At 35.5% G+C, this 18074-nt stretch carries 18 protein-coding genes; 3 read left to right on the top strand and 15 right to left on the bottom strand.

Annotated features, from left to right (window positions below; genetic code table 11):
* Window positions 1-100 precede the first annotated feature (100 nt).
* Window positions 101-307 carry a YjzD family protein gene (locus tag JF76_RS04780; protein WP_034979269.1) on the top strand — a complete coding sequence of 69 codons (207 nt, stop codon included), beginning with the start codon at window positions 101-103 and terminating at the stop codon, window positions 305-307.
* A gap of 38 nt (window positions 308-345) precedes the next feature.
* On the opposite strand, the gene JF76_RS04775 is transcribed toward JF76_RS04780, so the two are convergent.
* From JF76_RS04775 to uvrC, 8 genes are all read right to left on the bottom strand, one after another.
* A complete protein-coding gene (locus JF76_RS04775) occupies window positions 346-1893 on the bottom strand; it encodes a bifunctional metallophosphatase/5'-nucleotidase (protein ID WP_045928039.1) in 1548 nt (515 codons plus the stop codon).
* Between the two features lie 80 nt (window positions 1894-1973).
* Window positions 1974-2165: a 50S ribosomal protein L32 gene (gene rpmF / locus JF76_RS04770; protein ID WP_034979275.1), complete on the bottom strand. Its 192-nt coding sequence runs from the start codon at window positions 2163-2165 to the stop codon at window positions 1974-1976.
* A gap of 109 nt (window positions 2166-2274) precedes the next feature.
* The gene (locus JF76_RS04765; RefSeq protein WP_034979276.1) at window positions 2275-2496 is read right to left on the bottom strand and encodes a lipopolysaccharide assembly protein LapA domain-containing protein; all 222 of its coding nucleotides are present in this window, start codon (window positions 2494-2496) and stop codon (window positions 2275-2277) included.
* An 8-nt stretch (window positions 2497-2504) separates the two neighbouring features.
* The gene (locus JF76_RS04760; RefSeq protein WP_045928038.1) at window positions 2505-3299 is read right to left on the bottom strand and encodes an SDR family NAD(P)-dependent oxidoreductase; all 795 of its coding nucleotides are present in this window, start codon (window positions 3297-3299) and stop codon (window positions 2505-2507) included.
* The gene (gene rnz / locus JF76_RS04755) at window positions 3292-4233 is read right to left on the bottom strand and encodes a ribonuclease Z (protein WP_045928037.1); all 942 of its coding nucleotides are present in this window, start codon (window positions 4231-4233) and stop codon (window positions 3292-3294) included. The genes JF76_RS04760 and rnz overlap by 8 nt, the downstream gene beginning before the upstream one ends.
* 11 nt (window positions 4234-4244) lie before the next feature.
* The gene (locus JF76_RS04750; protein WP_045928036.1) at window positions 4245-6164 is read right to left on the bottom strand and encodes an acyltransferase family protein; all 1920 of its coding nucleotides are present in this window, start codon (window positions 6162-6164) and stop codon (window positions 4245-4247) included.
* Window positions 6165-6185: 21 nt separating this feature from the next.
* Complete coding sequence (obgE, locus tag JF76_RS04745; protein WP_045928035.1) at window positions 6186-7490, bottom strand: GTPase ObgE; 1305 nt, start codon at window positions 7488-7490, stop codon at window positions 6186-6188.
* A 76-nt stretch (window positions 7491-7566) separates the two neighbouring features.
* Complete coding sequence (gene uvrC, locus JF76_RS04740) at window positions 7567-9369, bottom strand: excinuclease ABC subunit UvrC (RefSeq protein WP_045928034.1); 1803 nt, start codon at window positions 9367-9369, stop codon at window positions 7567-7569.
* Between the two features lie 204 nt (window positions 9370-9573).
* Between uvrC and JF76_RS10500 the strand changes: the two genes are divergently transcribed.
* On the top strand, window positions 9574-9702 hold the full coding sequence (locus JF76_RS10500; protein ID WP_255358038.1) for an SPJ_0845 family protein: 129 nt from the start codon (window positions 9574-9576) through the stop codon (window positions 9700-9702).
* A 39-nt stretch (window positions 9703-9741) separates the two neighbouring features.
* On the opposite strand, the gene yihA is transcribed toward JF76_RS10500, so the two are convergent.
* The 7 genes from yihA to rpsO all read right to left on the bottom strand — a co-directional run bounded on the left by yihA (window position 9742) and on the right by rpsO (window position 17607).
* A complete protein-coding gene (gene yihA, locus JF76_RS04735) occupies window positions 9742-10326 on the bottom strand; it encodes a ribosome biogenesis GTP-binding protein YihA/YsxC (protein ID WP_045928033.1) in 585 nt (194 codons plus the stop codon).
* On the bottom strand, window positions 10316-11593 hold the full coding sequence (clpX, locus tag JF76_RS04730) for an ATP-dependent Clp protease ATP-binding subunit ClpX (protein WP_045928032.1): 1278 nt from the start codon (window positions 11591-11593) through the stop codon (window positions 10316-10318). The genes yihA and clpX overlap by 11 nt, the downstream gene beginning before the upstream one ends.
* A 122-nt stretch (window positions 11594-11715) precedes the next feature.
* Complete coding sequence (tig, locus tag JF76_RS04725) at window positions 11716-13041, bottom strand: trigger factor (RefSeq protein ID WP_045928031.1); 1326 nt, start codon at window positions 13039-13041, stop codon at window positions 11716-11718.
* A gap of 143 nt (window positions 13042-13184) precedes the next feature.
* Entirely contained in the window at window positions 13185-14375 is a 1191-nt protein-coding gene (gene tuf / locus JF76_RS04720; protein ID WP_045928030.1) for an elongation factor Tu, read from the bottom strand.
* Window positions 14376-14560: 185 nt separating this feature from the next.
* Window positions 14561-15394, bottom strand: coding sequence for a tetratricopeptide repeat protein (locus tag JF76_RS04715; RefSeq protein WP_045928029.1), 834 nt, complete (start codon window positions 15392-15394; stop codon window positions 14561-14563).
* A 2-nt stretch (window positions 15395-15396) separates the two neighbouring features.
* Entirely contained in the window at window positions 15397-17178 is a 1782-nt protein-coding gene (locus JF76_RS04710; RefSeq protein ID WP_084600335.1) for a ribonuclease J, read from the bottom strand.
* A gap of 159 nt (window positions 17179-17337) precedes the next feature.
* Complete coding sequence (rpsO, locus tag JF76_RS04705) at window positions 17338-17607, bottom strand: 30S ribosomal protein S15 (protein ID WP_034979304.1); 270 nt, start codon at window positions 17605-17607, stop codon at window positions 17338-17340.
* Window positions 17608-17807: 200 nt separating this feature from the next.
* Between rpsO and rpsT the strand changes: the two genes are divergently transcribed.
* Window positions 17808-18059 carry a 30S ribosomal protein S20 gene (gene rpsT / locus JF76_RS04700; RefSeq protein WP_034979307.1) on the top strand — a complete coding sequence of 84 codons (252 nt, stop codon included), beginning with the start codon at window positions 17808-17810 and terminating at the stop codon, window positions 18057-18059.
* The last annotated feature ends 15 nt before the right edge of the window (window positions 18060-18074 follow it).

Here is an 18074-nt window from a genome sequence, read left to right as displayed (position 1 = left end):
TTCACCTTCCATATAAATAAGTATACCAAAAAGCTATCTTTTGGATTGAAAACCTGCATAATATTTGTTAAAATTCTAGGGTATGAAAGAAGGAAACGCTATGGGCCGTTATATCGTAACTATTTGCTGGAGCGTTGTTTACATGTTAATTGTAGGTTTTATTGCCGCTCCTCTAACCCAACATGTTTTTAATCTAAGTGAAGCTGCTATTGTTGGTTTGATTTTTGGTCTGTTATTCGCAGCCATTATCCCCACAATCACGGCACATTCTCATAAAGACAAAAGTAAGTATTCTAAACTTAAATAACTAAAAAAGTCATTAGCTGATTGCTGATGACTTTTTAGTTAGCTAAAACGATAATTTCGTGAAAAATTAACTTTTGGGTGACCTATAGTCAGAAACTCTTTAAACATTTCCACATAATCTTTATCCAGGGTTTTTTCAATCTTGTTAACGTTGTATTCTGGGTAGAAGCCACCTCCCATAGCACGATAGTTATTAACGGCCAGGCGATATGTTTTTCTTGCCAAAATTGGTTGTCCGTTTAATTCAAACTTAGTTAAGCGACTCCCAACAGGTCTCAGAACATCCGCTTCATAATTAAGCGGGTAAAAAACATCAAAATTAAAAAGCTGATTGCGATACTGAGGGTCAAACATAATTTTGCCCCTTTTATCCTTAATTAAAAATTTTAGTGAATATTCGACAATATTGCGTAGTTCTTTCCCGGTTACTTTAACTATACATAATTGATTAGCAAAAGGATAATTTAGCAAAATATCACGCATTGAAACATTTTTATTAAATCCTTGAGCTGTTTCACTCATCAAAGCTGTTGCTGAGACATCAGCCTTTGTAAAATATAATTGCATATCCTGCAATAAATTAATAAACGGTGAACCCTTAATCCTAGCTTCATCAGCATTTAAAATAAGAGCAGGTTCATCTAAATAAGCAATTGGCTGGTCAAGCCATTTTTGTGCCTTCTGTTCCAGTGACAAACTGGAGGCATTAATTTCACAATCAGATTCATAGTTTTGAGCGTCAATCAATTCAGTAGATATTGCTTTTATTTCCTTGCTTCGCTGGTCGATATCCAACACTATTTTACCAATAGATTCTCCGCGATAACCTGATTGTACAATGGCAGTTTCATGGTCTACGATATTTAGTCTTCGATGCTGATGCCCTGTCAGCATTACATCAATATCAGGAATTTCCTGTAAAATACGATATCCTTCATTTTCTCCTGTTTGTGGCTCCTTGCGTGTTCCTGTGTGAAGATCTGCTTCAAAACCGCCATGATAAAGCACAGCCAAGACATCGACTTTAGGCCTTAAAAAAGCTGTTATTTGCTTAACCTGCTCAAAAGCAGATTTAAATTTTAATCCTGCAACGTGGTCTGCTGGCTCCCAAAACGGTACCCGTTGTGTAGTAATACCAATAATTCCCACCTTTATACCGTTTTTATTGATAATGATATAATCTTGTCCAAAGGCCGGCAAATCATTTTTTTCAGCCAATATATTGCTATTTAAAAAAGTAGCTTTACTATAAGCTAAATATTTTTTTAAATAGCTTAATCCAAAATTAAAGTCATGATTGCCTAAACATCTGACATCATACTCGATGAGATTATAGAAATCTGCAAATGCTTTTAAATTGGCATCACTATTCGACTCATGTACATAAGCCGCTAAAGGCGAGCCTTGAAGACAGTCACCTGAATCGGTCACAATTACATTTTCAGCACCATATTTATCTCGCTGCTGTTTTATTATGCTACTCAGTCTGCTTAATCCAAAAGGAGCAGCATAACTATTTTTTTCTTGATAGTCCGTGGGAAAAATAAAGCCATGAATATCACTTGAATGCAAGAATACGAGTTTCATTTCACCTTTTCCTCTTCCTAGACGGGGAATTGCCTAATTTTTAGAATAAAAAAAGACACCCGTTTTTTGGTGTCTTTTAATTATTGATTGTCATTTGAGTTAGTTTGACTAACAACTTGACGACCCTTGTAATATCCTTTAGGTGAAACGCGGTGGCTTAAGCGATATTCACCAGTGGTTGCATCATAATGCATTGCTGGTACAGTTAACTTAATATGACCACGACGTGAACGTTTCTTTTGCTTAGAAGTATGTCTTTTAGGAACTGCCATTTAACTGATCTCCTTTTTTGTAGAATTACGATTTTAGGTTACTTAAAAGTACCCAAAATACTTCACGTTTGTTAATGATACTATTGTATCCCAAATAAATCAAGCTATATTAGTTATTCTTGTCTTGATTATGACCATAAGAACCCCAAAAATAACCAATTAGAACTCCGATAATGATCATTAATACTAAAATAATGATCAAAGGTAATTTGAATTGAAATAAGCCAAAATTAATGGCAACATTATTCGTATTTAAAACAACGAAGATTACAGCTAGTAAGGTTAAAATCAATGTAAAGATGAGCTTAATCTGTTTTGTTTTACTTTTCATACTCTGCACTACTTTCTTGAGGCAAACTTCAGCGATAATTCATCGCCTATCGTTGGAAACAGGTTATATAATTTAGCCAAAATTGCCAAACTAACTGGTAAATTGAGCTCACGTTTATTACTACCGAAGAAATGAACCACTTGCCAGGCAACATCATCCGGATCCAGCACAAATTTTTGTACGCTTTCAGCATAATGCCCACTCTTATCAGCAATATTAAAGAAATTTGTATAAACCGGCCCGGGATTAACCGTCATGACTTTAACTCCAAATGGTTTTAATTCCAAACGCAAAACATTCGAAAATTGAATAACGGCTGCTTTTGATGCACTGTAAGCGGCGGATTTTACAGTAGGAACTTTACCTGCAATTGAACCAATATTAATAATTTGCCCAGATTTTTGTTCCATCATTAATCGACCAACTAAGCGGCTAAAATACATCAATCCTAAAACATTAACTTGAAACATGGCTGTAACTTCACGACGGTTTGACTCTACAAAGTTTTCAAATTTGCCAAAGCCTGCGCAATTAACTAAATAGTCAACATGCTTAGTTAAATTAATAATTTTAGTAAAAGCAGCATCTATCTGATCACTTTGACTCATATCAGCTACTATTATGTAAGAGTTGGCCCCTGAAAGTTCGTGCGCCTCAGACGCTACCTTTTCTAACTTTGCTCTATTTCTGGCTATCAAAATAACTGTTGCTCCCCTGCCAGCACTTTCCAGTGCGATAGAATGGCCTATCCCACTTGAAGCACCTGTTATTACGACAACTTTATTTCTAAGGGAATCACTCATCTTTTTCTCCTTTCATAGGAATTACAATTCGATCGAAATCATTAGCTAATCTAGTATTCGCAAATATTTTCTGTGCCTGGTTTTCTAATTTTTTGGCTTTAGCACCTAAATATCTAGCAGAAATATGATTTAAATATAAACGCTTAACATTATTATCACGCGCAATCTTTGCTGCTTCAACTGCTGTAGAATGATAATATGAATGAGCTAAATCTGCCTCATTACCGGCAAAAGTAGATTCATGTACCAAAACATCCGCATTCTGTGCTAATTGTGCTATTGCAGGAGTTGCACGCGTATCATAAATAATAGTAATAATTCTGCCTTTTTTGTTAGGACCCAAAAAGTCATTACCATCTAATATAGTACCATTATCTAGAACAATTTTTTCACCATTTTTAAGTTTACCAAGTAATGGCCCATTAGGTACACTATATTGCGCTAATTTGTCCATTAAAAGTTCTCCCGGTCGGTCATCCTCGACTACTCGATAACCAAAACTAGGTACCCTATGAGCTAATTTTTCTGCGTATACCTTAAAACCATTCCCATTAAAAATTAATCCACCATCTTCTAAGACAACGAATTTAATAGGATAGCTAATTTTTGTTCGTGAAATTTTTAAAGCTGTCCTAACAAACTGCTCTAAGCCAGCCGGTCCGTATATAGTAATTGGACCCACATCTCCTTGAAATGACCGTGTTGCCAGTAATCCTGGCAAGCCGAAAATATGATCACCATGATTGTGGGAAATAAATATTTTTGTGACTTTACGCAATCTAATATTTGTTCGTAAAATTTGATGCTGTGTGGCTTCTCCCACATCAAATAACCAAATTTCATTGATTTCATCAAGCATTTTTAAAGCGATGCCTGATACATTACGTTTCTTTGAAGGTTGTCCTGCTCCAGTTCCTAAAAATTGTAACTCCATACTCTACCTATCTAATACTTAGCATTTTCAACTATTTTTTTAACAATTAAAGCACTGTAGTGCTTTGATCCTATTGGTGTTGGATGAGTTTTATCTTCATAAAACCAATTTGGATGATTCTTTGCATATGAGTACCAATTAATCACCATAAAATTATGATATTTTTTCGCTGCCTCATTTAATAAATTATTAACATCATTTTGCCAAGGCTTCGCCGGTACATATGTGTTTATCCAAAATACCTGTCTTTTATGTCCTAACTGCTTCATTAAATTATCTATATCAGACATTTTAAATGGACCATTAGTACCCAAACCTATTAATACATTCTTTCCTAAAACTTTCTCATTCTGATAATGTTTTAATAAATCAAAGGAAACATTCAGTTGACGTGAAATAGCCGCATCAATCACAGCCTTAGGCATCAAATCTTTTAAATCACTGCTAGAACCGGCCATAACTGAATCGCCAATAGCCGTTAAATCAATTTTACGTGCCAATTGAATCTCAATTTGTGAAATACCAAATTGCTCAAAAGATTTTTTTATTGGATGTTTCTTCGCTGCTTGTTTAGCTTCTTTTATAAGTTTAGCCTTTTTTTGTTCTCTGGGACTAATTTTTTGGTACTCCTTGATTAAAGCATTATTATCTTTTCTTTGTTGTTTACGATTTGCTCTGATTCTGCGCGCCAGTTGACTTTGATTGAAATTTTGGGCCTGTGCAGCAGGAGAAATTAAAATTGCAATGCTACCAGTTAAAAAAATCAAGCCTATAAGAATAGCCTTCACTTTTTGAAAATAATTTTTTGAATTCTTATCGCGAAGTTGCTGCAAATAATTTTTTGTTTTTTGTAAAGTTATTTTGCCCAATGGTTTTTCTACAGCTTTGTATGCAATCTCACTTAAAATAACTATCAAAATTAGTTCAATAAAGCGATAAAGCAAAACATGATCTGCCATATTGGAAACTTTATCTTCAAAAAAAATCATTACTGGAAACTGGTAAAGATAAATTTCATAACTTCTTGAGCCAATCCAATTAAAAACAGGATTAGTTAACCATTTATTCCAGTGGCTCCCTGGGTGAGCGATCGCACCGACTAATATCGTTGTACACAATGTGAACAAAAACATACCACCCGAATAAGTAAATGCACTCTCTGCATTCATTATTGGAGAAAGAAATAAAAATATCATTCCACAAAAAGAAATCAGACCAATAATATCTAATAAGATGGAATCATTGCGCTTGATATTGCTTTTCAATTTATTCAATGGCCAAATGACAGCCAGTGCAGCCCCTAAGCCTAAAGAAAAAAATCTGGTATCCGTACCATAATAAATACGATTAATATCAACACCAGTGGTAAACATTATTGCCATTTCAATTGCTGAAAGTATTGATAAAATTAGTAAAATACTAAAAATATTTTTTCTCTTTTTGCCATATTTTACTAGTAAGAAAATAACTAATGGCCATAGTATATAAAATTGACCGTTAATTGACATTGTCCATAAATGGACAAATGGAGATTCGTTAGCGGCAAAACGTTCAAAATAGCTTTGACCATTTAAAATCTGCCAGAAATTATAAACATTAAGCAAGTTTGCCACAACTATTTGACTTAGTTTGGCAAGTAAATTCCGCTGAAATAAAACTATATACGCTGCAGAAATCCACAATACCGCAATTAATGGCGGATATATTTTTTTAATTCTACTCCAATAAAACTTTTTTGTATTATAAAACCCATTTTCATCATACGCCTTGAGTATTTGGCATGTAACCAGGTAACCTGACAAAACAAAAAAAATCGGTACGCCAAGATATCCGCCAACAAAAGTATTAGGATCGAAGTGATAAAGAATCACTCCAATTACTGCCAAAGCTCTAAGTCCAGAATATCCTGTGATATATCGATTTTTTGTCATGTTTCAAAACTTTTCTATTTATTATTGGACAAATTCAAAGTTGAATGAGCCAATTATTACATCATCGCCGTCAACGGCTCCTTTTTTACGTAGAGCATCATCCACTCCCAGATTCTTAAGCTTCCGAGCTAATCTCATAACACCATCCTGATAATCAAGATTGGTTCGCTCCACTAATCTCTCCAGGTTTTCACCTTTAATCTCAAAAACATGATCTTCTAGTTTGGTGATAGTAAAATCATTCTTTTGACTTGCCTGATATTTATACTCTTTTACTTCTTGAACAGGTTCAGGCTTCTGCAATGCTCGTTCTTTTTCTACTTGCTCTACTACGGTTGCAGTATGCTGCATCAATTGTTCAATTCCTTCATGTGTCACACTTGAAATAGCATAAACAGGCGCTTGGATTTTTTCCGTTTTCAAATCTTTCTTGAATTGTTTTAATTTTTCACTTGCACCGGAAATATCCATTTGAGTTGCGACAATTATCTCTTTTCTATCTTTTAGATTTTTATCATAAGTTAACAGTTCTTGACGAATTGTCTGGTAATCTCGGAGCGCATCCCTGCCATTAGCAGGATCCATCGCCACCAAATGCAAAATCACCTTTGTTCTTTCAATATGACGTAAAAATTGTATACCAAGACCTACGCCATGACTTGCTCCCTCAATCAAGCCAGGCAAATCAGCCATTGAAAAGTCACGACCATCGGGTAAAATAACCATACCCAAATTTGGCGTTAAAGTCGTAAAAGAATAAGCAGCTATCTTGGGCTTGGCTTTCGTGACGACTGACAACAATGTTGACTTACCAACGGAAGGAAAACCCACAAGGCCAACATCTGCTAAAACCTTTAGTTCTAGTCGTAATACTCGGTCTTCACCAGGTTCACCATTTTCAGCAATTTCAGGTGCGGTATTAACACTCGTTGCAAAGTGAATATTGCCTCGTCCACCTTTACCACCATGTGCTACAACCAGTTCTTGTTTATTTTCAGTTAGATCACCAATTTCTTCATTGGTATCAAAGTCATATACAGTCGTTCCAACAGGAACTTTAAGATACAAATCCTTAGCTCCTCGACCATATTGAGATTTTATGCGACCATCTTCACCATTTTCTGCCTTGAATTTACGGCGATACCGAAAGTCCATTAATGTTCTCAAGCCGCTATCAGCGACAAATATAATACTGCCGCCTCGTCCACCATCGCCACCGGCAGGACCACCATTAGGGACATATTTTTCATGGCGGAAAGCGACCATGCCGTCTCCGCCTTTACCAGCTTGGACTTCAATCTTAGTTTGATCGACAAATGTAGGCATATAGATTCTCCTTCCGTCTTTCTTAACTATATTACTATACCACAAAAGTTTGGACTATTATGGCAAAAATCAATATTTACAAGGTCAACTTAACTGTCTGAGCCTGAGGCAAGGTCAATCCTGCAGAACGTAATTCATCGATTGAGGCTTCTTTAATTTTTTTCAAAGAGCCAAATTTTCGTAAAAGCTTATTTCTGCTTTTCGGTCCGATCCCTTTAATTGAATCTAGCTTGCTCGATAAAGCATTTTTAGCATGAGTCCTTCTATGGAAGGTAATTGCAAAGCGGTGTACTTCATCTTGAATTCTCGTCATTAAATAGAAACCTTGAGATTTCGGATTCAACGGTATTAGTTTCAATGGCACACCATTAATTGGATCTCCATATAAAAGGTGGTTGGTTCTGTGTTTGTTATCCTTGACCATACCAGCTACTGGAATATTAAGGTTCAGCTCATTGCGTAAAATATCTTCACAAGCATCTACCTGAATTTGACCACCATCCATCAAAATTAGATCTGGCATTGGTTTATGTTCCTTAAGTAGTCTGCTATATCTTCTGCGAACAACTTCACGAGTATTACGAACCTCATCGCCACCATTTTGATGCTCAACTTCACCCTTTAATTTATATTTACGATAAGAGTTTTTATCTGGTTCACCATCTTTAAAAACGACTAAAGCTGAAACCGGATCAGCTCCTTGAATATGAGAATGGTCAAAACTTTCAATAACATGACCATAAGGCAAACCTAAGGAATCAAAAATTTCTTTCTGTGCACCCTTTGTTTTTCTATTTCCTAATTCTAATAACCGAAACTTCTCATCAAGTTTGAGCTTTGCATTGTCTTTTGCCATATTTAATAAAGAGCGTTTTTGACCTCTTTTTGGCGTTCTCACAGGCACATGCAAGACTTCACTCAGTGCCTCATTGTCAATTTTGGCAGGTATTAAAACTTCTTTTGGCAGTATTCTATTCTTTTGCCCATAAAATTGAACAATAAAGGACGCAAACGTATCTTCTGGATCGTTAGTGTCTGTCAGTGGATACATTCTAGTCTCACTTCTAAGCAGCTTTGCTTGCCGTAAAAAGAAAATTTGAATAGCTATCCATGATTTATCAACATAAAAATTAAATATGTCACGCTGAGTATTGTCATTCGAAATAATTTTTTGCTTTTCGACAGTTTCTTCAATGTAATTAAGCTGATCACGAATTTCAGCTGCTCGCTCAAATTCAAGATTTTCAGATGCAGCTGTCATTTTTTCGTTAAGATCTTTCTTTACCCAGCCTATATCACCATTTAAAAAACTCTTAATCTTTTTTATTTGAGCTTCATAAACTGACTTAGGGACCGTTTTAAAGCATGCTCCTAAGCATTGTCCCATATGATAATACAAACAAGGTCTGCCCTGCTTGCCATGGCAGCGCCTCAGAGGAAAAACTTTTTGAATAAACTTAAGGGTAGCCTGTGCAGCATAAACATTAGGATAGGGTCCAAAATAATAACCACCATCTTTTCTAATGATACTGGTTAATTTGGTTTGTGGATCACGTTCATTAGTAATTTCAATATATGGATAGCCCGTTCCTTGTTTTAACTGCACATTGTAATATGGCTGATATTTCTTAATAAGTGTAACTTCAAGCAAAAATGCTTCTTTATCAGTTGAAACGGTGATGATATCATAATCTCGAATATCTTCAACTAATTCCGCTCTTCTGCCAACTTGGGTACTTTTGAAATAGGAACGTACTCGACTCCTGAGATTTTTCGACTTGCCAACATAAATAACCTTGCCATTTACATCTTTCATTAAGTAACAGCCAGGCTTAGCTGGTAAAAGTTTTAATTTATTTTCAATCAGCTGAGTTGCCAAAAAATCACTCCCCCAAATTCGCTATCATATTTTAACATACAATTCATAGTTTTAAATTTGCTTTTGCTTAGTTATCACTTGATTATTAGAAAGTTAAAAATATCAGCTTTACATAATTATATTTATTTAAAGCTAGCAATTTTTTTATTCTCTGGCTTGAAGTCTTATTTTTTATTATAATAAAATCAGAAAGGAAAAATTATTATGGGGTTAACTTTTAAAAAACAAGATGAATTAGAAAAACTATTTGATAAATTTGCTACTGTGCCTGATGACAAAAAGAAAAAATTTGCTAAAACCAAGGATAAAGTAGTTAAAGATAAAGACAATTAAAAATGGTTCTCATTTGAGAACCATTTTTTCTTGCAAATTTTACAGGTTTTGTTCAATCCATTGCCATACTTCTTGAACATGCAACTTTTGGACAGAACTAAAAGTAACAACATCAACGTTATCATGATTTAAATCAAGTTTTTGCTTCAATATAGCAAGCACTTGGTTTTGCTGACTTTTCTTAACTTTATCAATTTTAGTACAAACTACCAAAATAGGTATATTAAGATATAATGCATAATTATACATAGCTACATCATTTTTAGTAGGCTCATGTCTACCATCCACTAGGATAATTAATCCTTGTAAGTTTGCCCTGGTTTCAAGATAATCTTGAATCATATTACCAAACTGTTCACGTCTTTTTTGTGAAACTTTGGCGTAGCCATACCCTGGTACATCGACTAAATAAAAGGCATGATTTACTAAATAGAAATTAAGAGTTTGCGTTTTTCCTGGTTGTGCAGAGGTACGCGCCAAGTTTTTGCGATTCAATAACGTATTTATTAAACTCGACTTGCCCACATTAGAGCGACCAGAAAGTGCAACTTCAGGCAAATTATCAGTTGGATATTGATCCTCACGTACAGCACTGATTGCATACGAACTATCTTTAATGATCATTAGCTGCCTTTATTTCTTCATTATTTTCCTGATCATCCTCTTTACGTCTTGTTACGTTTGGTTCGGCATTTTTTTCAATGACATCTTTAGTAACTTTAACGTTTTCAATATCGGGCTCACTAGGAGTTTTATACATAATGCCCATCATCGCATTTTCAATTATTGTCCGCAAGCCACGTGCTCCCATATTTCGTTCGATGGCTAAATCTGCAATAGCTTTTAAAGCATCTGGCGTAAATTCTAAGTTAACCTGATCAAGCGACATTAATTTTTTATATTGCTTTACCAGCGCGTTCTTAGGTTCAGTTAAAATTCTAACTAAATCATTTCTATCTAATTTATCTAAGGTAGCAATAATAGGAATACGCCCAATAAACTCTGGAATCAGTCCAAACTTGACCAAATCTCCTGTCGTTAAATGCTTAGTCCAAGAATCATCTTGCACTTTATTAAGCTCGTTTTCAGCACTAAAACCAATTACTTTTTTACCCAAACGGCTTTTGACAATTTGTTCGATACCATCGAAAGCTCCACCAACTATAAACAAAATGTTGGTGGTATCTATCTGTATTAATTCTTGCTGAGGGTGTTTACGACCACCTTGCGGTGGTACGGAAGCAATAGTACCTTCCAAAATTTTTAATAATGATTGCTGAACGCCTTCTCCAGAAACATCCCTGGTAATTGAAACATTTTCAGATTTTTTAGATATTTTATCTATTTCATCAATGTAAATGATTCCTCGCTCTGCGCGTTCTATGTCGTAATCTGCATTTTGTAACAATTTAAGTAAAATGTTTTCAACATCTTCTCCAACATACCCTGCCTCAGTTAAGGTAGTTGCATCAGCTATCGCAAATGGCACATCTAAAATGCGGGCCAAAGTTTGAGCCAAGTATGTTTTACCTGAACCTGTTGGTCCAATCAGAGCAATATTTGATTTTTGCAACTCAGTTGAAGAATCTACATCCATTTGCGTAACACGCTTATAATGATTATAAACTGCAACTGACAAAATCTTCTTTGCTCGCTCTTGACCAATAACATACTGATCAAGTTGCTTTTTGATTTCCATTGGCTTTGGCAAATCCTGTGCCTTTTTTAAAGAATCAGATTTTAACTCATCGTCAATAATTCTTTTTGAAAGATCTACACACTCATTACAAATATAAACCCCGTTGCCAGCAATCATCTTTTTAACTTGATCTTGTGTTTTATCACAAAAGGAACATTTAATTACCTCTTGATCAGTAAATTGTGAAGCCATTCTATTCCTCCTTGTATTTACAAGTCTAAGATTAGCATAAAATACGGGTGGTATATGAATTATATGCTTGTAAAAAATAAAAAGGCAGTACAACACCACCTTTTTACTCAGAATTTAAAACTCTACTTTTTATCAGACTTTTTTTCGTCTTTTTTAGTTTTAGATTTAGAAACTTGTTTTGCGTTGTCAGCGACAATATTAATAGCCTTACGTACATTGATATCATGTGAAAGCATGTCATCAGTCAGAGTGTTACGGACAGTTTTTTCATCCATATTATATTCACTAGCTAAGTCTTTTATCTCTTTGTCAATTTCTTCTTTAGTAGCTTTAATGCCTTCTTTTTTGACAATTGCTTCAAGTACCAGGTTAGTTTTAACTCTCTCTTCAGCATCCTTAGCAAATTGTGAGCGTAATTGATCTTCTGTAGTATTAGTTATCTTGTAATATGTTTCAGGACTGATTCCTTGACGTTGCATATTACCTAAATATTGATTCATTTGCGTGTTAATGTCTTCCTGAATCATAGCATTCGGAATTTCATCAATAGTAGCATTGGCAACAGCACTTTCAATTGCGGCTTGCTCAATCTCGTCTTGTGCAGCTTCTTCTTTCTTCGCCTTAAGATCCTTCTTGATCTTTTCTTTTAAATCATCAAGAGTATCAACAGAATCATCAACATCTTTAGCAAATTCATCATCTAATTTAGGTAACTGCTTCGATTTAACTTCATGAATTTTGGTAGCAAAATGAGCTTCCTTACCTGCTAAATCTTTTGCACCATAATCTTCCGGAAAAGTTACGACTACGTCTACATCGTCTCCTGCCTTGTGACCTATTAATTGGTCTTCAAAACCAGGAATAAATGTATTGGAACCTAATTCAAGTGAATAATCATCTGCTGAACCACCATCAAAGGCCTTCCCATCTACTGTTCCTTTATAATCAATGGTAACTGTATCACCTTTAGCTGCAGCACTCTTCTTCAGTACTAACTCAGCGTTCTTTTCACGCTCTTCTTTTAATTTGGCGTCAACATCTTTGGCATATACTCGAGTGTTTTGTTTAGGAACTTCAACTCCCTTATATCCGCCAAGTTTTACCTCAGGTTGAACAGTGACTGTGGCTTTCATTTGCCAGTCTTTACCTTTTTCCATTGAAACCGGTAAAATTTGTGGTTGACCTACAGCCGCAATATCAGCTTCCTTAATCGCTGCTTCATAGGCATCTGGTAGAACAATATTCAAAGCATTTTCATATAGTGATTCTTCACCATAATATTGATCAAAAATCACACGAGAAACATGTCCTTTTCTAAAGCCAGGAACACGTAAGCTGTTCTTTACCCTTCTGAATGCTTGATCTAGCCCACGCTTTACATCAGCTTGGGGAATATCAAAAGTAAGTTCACCGGTAGTTTTATCGGTTTTATTCCATTTTACAGACATTAATTAAATACCTCCAATGTCAAGTTAAATTGCATCTTTACATACTAAATTATCTTACATTAAACGGTCGCAAAAAACAAACTTGGGCAAAAAAAGATGTACTTCTATGAAGAAGTACATCTTTTTAAACTGTTTTTAACGAACTAATCAAGAATTTCAGTAACTTGACCAGCACCAACAGTACGACCACCTTCACGGATAGTGAACTTAGTACCCTTTTCAATGGCTGCTGGTTTAATTAATTTAACAGTAAACTCTGTGTTATCGCCAGGCATAACCATCTCAGTACCTTCTGGTAATTCAATTTCACCAGTGATATCAGTAGTGTGGAAATAGAATTGTGGACGGTAGTCTGAGAAGAATGGGGTGTGACGTCCGCCTTCCTCTTTCTTCAAAACGTAAACTTGTCCTTTAAATTCGTGGTGAGTCTGAATTGAGCCAGGTGCAGCTAAAACTTGTCCACGAACGACTTGATCACGGTCAATACCACGAAGTAATACACCAACGTTATCTCCGGCTTCACCTAAATCCAAAGTCTTGTGGAACATTTCCAAACCAGTAACAACTGATTTAAGAACTTTATCTACCAAGCCGACAATTTCAACTTCATCACCAATCTTAACTGTACCACGATCAATACGACCTGAAGCAACGGTACCACGACCTGTGATTGTGAAGACATCTTCAACTGGCATCAAGAATGGCTTATCAGTTTGACGTTCAGGAGTTGGAATGTATTCATCAACTGTGTCCATCAACTTCATGATAACTTCTTCTTGTTCCTTGTCTCCTTGTAAAGCTTTCAAAGCTGAACCACGGATAACTGGAATATCATCACCAGGGTAATCGTATTCAGTTAACAAGTCACGAACTTCCATCTCTACTAAGTCAATCAATTCTGGGTCGTCAACTAAATCAGTCTTGTTCAAGAAAACAACGATGTAGTTAACACCAACTTGACGAGCAAGTAAAATGTGTTCACGAGTTTGTGGCATAGGACCATCAGTTGCGGCAACAACCAAGATAGCTCCATCCATTTGAGCAGCACCGGTAATCATGTTCTTAATGTAGTCGGCGTGACCTGGAGCGTCCATGTGAGCGTAGTGACGATTTTCAGTTTCGTACTCTACGTGAGCGGTATTAATAGTAATACCACGTTCCTTTTCTTCTGGGGCTGCATCGATCTCTGAGTAATCCTCTGCTTTAGCCAATCCCTTTTCTGATAAAACTTTAGTAATAGCCGCCGTTAAAGTGGTCTTACCATGGTCAACGTGACCGATAGTACCAATGTTTACGTGTGGCTTTGTTCTTACGTAATGTTCTTTTTCTGCCATTAAAATGACCCTCCTGTAAATTTGCAAGAAGTCCGTTGAGTAAGTAACGGATAGTTCTCTGTTGAATATTGTACTACTTTCATTGGCAAATGCCTAGTATTTTAATGCATAGAGCCATGCCTAATGAAAACGTCCTTTGCTATTATACTAAATACTTTGAAAAAGTAAAGACATTTTATCCAATTTTATTCGGATATATTATTATCGATTTTCTCAAACAGCTTTTGATTGCTTCTGCCATCATGATTATCAATATAAGAAGCAATATCACTGGCAAAACTGTCAGGATCATCAACATACTTATTTAGTTTAGGATAAAGGCTTCCTAAAATCAAATTAACTTCGCTTAATACAGCTGGAATTTGACTAGGCCTATGGTAGTATCGTGAACCAATGCCTGAAACAACTTCACGATACACCGGATCCTTTTCAAGCAAATTGATGTTCTTGGGAATAAATTCTTCTTCCTGCCCTAATACCAGAATTTTAAATTTATTTCTTAGACCAAGCCTGAATAAATCCTCACATAAAACCAGTCGAACTGCGAAATTTAAACTCGGATCAATCAATAAACTTTGTGCAAAATTTTTATAATTCGATAAATCAAGTTTAAACAGCTTATCATAGTCGTATTTTGTCGGCTTGGATTTTTTCCTAAAAGCAACCATTATTTTTTGTTGCAATTCTAAGCTAACAGGTTCTACCGAACATGGCAATTCATAGTCAGTAATATTTTTAACTTCTAAAGCTTCAATAAAAAAATTATTTTTTCTAAGAATTTTGCTATATTCAGCAAAAATTTTAGAATTAGTGAAAAGATCCTTTTCTTCTTTAATTAATTCATAAGCAGAATAACTCTGCTTGTTCTTAATATATAGCTCACATAAATTAAGAACAACCTCGTCGCTGTGACCGTCCCTTAAAGCTTCTTCTAAATTTTGAATAGCCTGAGCCAAATCACCATTTAATTCATTTCTTTTTGCCAGATTAATTAGATTTTTTTGACTAAGTGAAGTCATAGTTAATCTTTCTTGATAATTCTTTGACCGGTCTTATTAACGTCAACTGGGTGATGAGTTTCCTTTTTTGGCATATCATTTTTGCTATTTCTTTTTTGCATTGCTCGATGTCTGTTTTGGTTAACTTCCATTACGACTGGCAAAACTACTGGCCGTCTATTGGTTTTGCGGTAAAGAAATTTTTCCAAATCATTACGCACATCCTGTTTAATTTCAGTCCAGTCAAATTTTTTGTGTTCGAAATTATTAGTTATTGTCTTTTTAATAAGCTCTATGCTGTCACGCATCAACTGTTGATTTGCCTTAATATATACAAACCCTCTGCTGGTAACCTGTGGTTGAGCAACAATTTTTTTCTTGCGACGATCAATAGTAACTACTGCAATAAAGATGCCATCATCGGACAAAACTTCGCGATCGCGTAAAACAATATTGCCCACATCACCAATTCCAGAACCATCAATCATTGTGTCTTCTCCGGGAACAGGATCCGTCAAATAAAGTCGTTTTTGATTAAAGTCATAGCTTAAGCAGTCACCATTTTTTGTAATAAAAATATCATCTTTTTTGAGTCCTGCCCTAATTGCCAAATCTTTGTGAATTTCCAGTAATCGATATTCACCTATAACCGGAATTAAAAATTGTGGCTTTATAATGTCAATAAGCAGTTGTAAATCACGACCCGTCGCATGTCCACTGGTATGTTTTGCTTTACCTAGTTGAATTACAGTACCACCTGCACGATAAACCATATCGCTAGTTTGAGCCACAATAGTCTCTACTGAATGAGAAGGCGTCGTAGCAATAAAAACCAGATCCCCCTTATGAATCGTAATCATACTGTGACGCTTTTTTGCCATTTTTTGTAAAGAGTTTAAAGGCTCACCCATTTGACCGGTTTCAAGAATAACCGTTTTTTCATCAGGAGTTTCTTTTAAATCTTTAACACGCATCAACAAGCCTTTAGGAACATTCAAATAACCAAGATTCATGGCAGTACGGACTATTTTAGCCAAGTCTCTGCCCGTCAGCAAAACGCGTCTGCCAGTTTTATGAGCGGCATTTAAGACTTCCTGAATTCTAATAAGATTAGATGCTTTGGCAGCGACGATTACTCTGCCCTTGGCATTCCGAAAAACATTTGTTACATAGTCCCCAATCTCCTGCTCGGCAACATTGGGCAAAGATGCCTCAGCATTTGAAGAGTCACTTAAAAGTGCTAAAACTTTCTTTTGTCCAATTTCTGCTAAGCGGTCTAAATCCGTACGGTACTTAGGTGCTGCAGAAGGATCAAATTTAAAATCTCCTGTATAAACAACTTCTCCTGCAGGGGTATGCACATCTATTCCCAGCGAATCTGGAATAGAATGAGTAGTCGGGAAAAATGATATATTAGCATTTTTAAAATCAATCTCTGTTTCAGCATCAATAACATGAAAAAGAGTGTTTTTACAGCGCTTATTTTCCCGTTTAACTGTTATTTTAGCCAGTTCGATTGTGAGCTGTGACCCAAAAACTGGTATGTCATACTTTCTTAAAATATACGGCAAAGCTCCTATAGAGTCTGCATGTCCATGTGATAAAAAGATGCCGACCACCTGATCAGCATATTGCTCAAAAAAGTCTAAATCTGGAATAACCAGATCAATTCCAAACAATGTGCTGTCAGGATATTTAAGACCAGCATCAAGAACAAAAATTTCATCATTAACTTGAACAGCGAACATGTCTTTTCCTTGTTCACGAACGCCGCTCAAAATCATAATTTTAACTTGATCAGTCATTATATTTCCTTTTCCTTAATTTGCTATTCAGTTGTTATTTATGGATCATATGATCACAACGTAAAAAGTATCTTTTTTTATTCTAGCATAAAATGGTATTTTGACAAAAATAAAAAAGCCGATTCCTAATTGAACCAGCTTTTCTGACATTTCAACTAATTAACGACGCAAACCTAACTTCTTGATTAATTCACGATAACGATTAATATCCTTATTTTGTAAATAACGAAGTAAGTTACGACGGTGACCTATTTTCTTCAACAAGCCAACATATGAATGATGGTCATGTGAATGATTCCGCATATGTTCAGTCAGGTTGTTAATATCTGTAGTCAAGATAGCTACCTGAACCTCAGTTGAACCTGTATCACCCTCGTGAGTCGCAAATTTTTGAATTATTTCATCTTTTTCTGCTTTTGAAATTGCCATATTATTTTCACCTTTCACTAGAATAATTGCCGTTAACAACGTTAACCGTCAGGTGTGAGCGCGCAAACAGCGTTAACGGTTCACAACAATAGTATAATACAGACAAATTTTTTAAAAAGCAAGTATTATTTATCTTGCATCTGCATTTATCTTTCAGTATAATCTATAAAGTAGAATTACGATCAATGGAGGTGAAATTTATGCCACAAATCAAATCAGCTATTAAGCGTGTTAAGACTCAAGATGCTACAAGAAAGCGTAATGCTGCTCAAATGAATCAGTTAAGGACTGCAGTTAAAAAGTTCAAGACTGCTCAAGCTGCTGGTGCTGAGAATGCCTCCGAATTACACGTAGCTGCTGCTCGTGCATTAGATAAAGCTGCTTCTAAAGGTCTTATTCATAAGAATAAAGCTAACCGTGATAAAAGCCGTTTAGCAAAACTTGCAAAATAACGATCTTGCTTAATT

Source organism: Lactobacillus kullabergensis (assembly GCF_000967195.1).
Lineage (GTDB): Bacteria > Bacillota > Bacilli > Lactobacillales > Lactobacillaceae > Lactobacillus > Lactobacillus kullabergensis.
This window is presented reverse-complemented; position numbering and strand designations above follow the sequence as displayed.

What these genes read in the sequence shown, in the direction of transcription:
- JF76_RS04780 (WP_034979269.1), top strand. Translation starts at nt 101, where the DNA reads ATGGGCCGTTATATCGTAACTATTTGCTGGAGCGTTGTTTACATGTTA.
- JF76_RS04775 (WP_045928039.1), bottom strand. Translation starts at nt 1,893, where the DNA reads ATGAAACTCGTATTCTTGCATTCAAGTGATATTCATGGCTTTATTTTT.
- rpmF (WP_034979275.1), bottom strand. Translation starts at nt 2,165, where the DNA reads ATGGCAGTTCCTAAAAGACATACTTCTAAGCAAAAGAAACGTTCACGT.
- JF76_RS04765 (WP_034979276.1), bottom strand. Translation starts at nt 2,496, where the DNA reads ATGAAAAGTAAAACAAAACAGATTAAGCTCATCTTTACATTGATTTTA.
- JF76_RS04760 (WP_045928038.1), bottom strand. Translation starts at nt 3,299, where the DNA reads ATGAGTGATTCCCTTAGAAATAAAGTTGTCGTAATAACAGGTGCTTCA.
- rnz (WP_045928037.1), bottom strand. Translation starts at nt 4,233, where the DNA reads ATGGAGTTACAATTTTTAGGAACTGGAGCAGGACAACCTTCAAAGAAA.
- JF76_RS04750 (WP_045928036.1), bottom strand. Translation starts at nt 6,164, where the DNA reads ATGACAAAAAATCGATATATCACAGGATATTCTGGACTTAGAGCTTTG.
- obgE (WP_045928035.1), bottom strand. Translation starts at nt 7,490, where the DNA reads ATGCCTACATTTGTCGATCAAACTAAGATTGAAGTCCAAGCTGGTAAA.
- JF76_RS10500 (WP_255358038.1), top strand. Translation starts at nt 9,574, where the DNA reads ATGGGGTTAACTTTTAAAAAACAAGATGAATTAGAAAAACTATTTGAT.
- yihA (WP_045928033.1), bottom strand. Translation starts at nt 10,326, where the DNA reads ATGATCATTAAAGATAGTTCGTATGCAATCAGTGCTGTACGTGAGGAT.
- clpX (WP_045928032.1), bottom strand. Translation starts at nt 11,593, where the DNA reads ATGGCTTCACAATTTACTGATCAAGAGGTAATTAAATGTTCCTTTTGT.
- tig (WP_045928031.1), bottom strand. Translation starts at nt 13,041, where the DNA reads ATGTCTGTAAAATGGAATAAAACCGATAAAACTACCGGTGAACTTACT.
- tuf (WP_045928030.1), bottom strand. Translation starts at nt 14,375, where the DNA reads ATGGCAGAAAAAGAACATTACGTAAGAACAAAGCCACACGTAAACATT.
- JF76_RS04715 (WP_045928029.1), bottom strand. Translation starts at nt 15,394, where the DNA reads ATGACTTCACTTAGTCAAAAAAATCTAATTAATCTGGCAAAAAGAAAT.
- JF76_RS04710 (WP_084600335.1), bottom strand. Translation starts at nt 17,178, where the DNA reads ATGACTGATCAAGTTAAAATTATGATTTTGAGCGGCGTTCGTGAACAA.
- rpsO (WP_034979304.1), bottom strand. Translation starts at nt 17,607, where the DNA reads ATGGCAATTTCAAAAGCAGAAAAAGATGAAATAATTCAAAAATTTGCG.
- rpsT (WP_034979307.1), top strand. Translation starts at nt 17,808, where the DNA reads ATGCCACAAATCAAATCAGCTATTAAGCGTGTTAAGACTCAAGATGCT.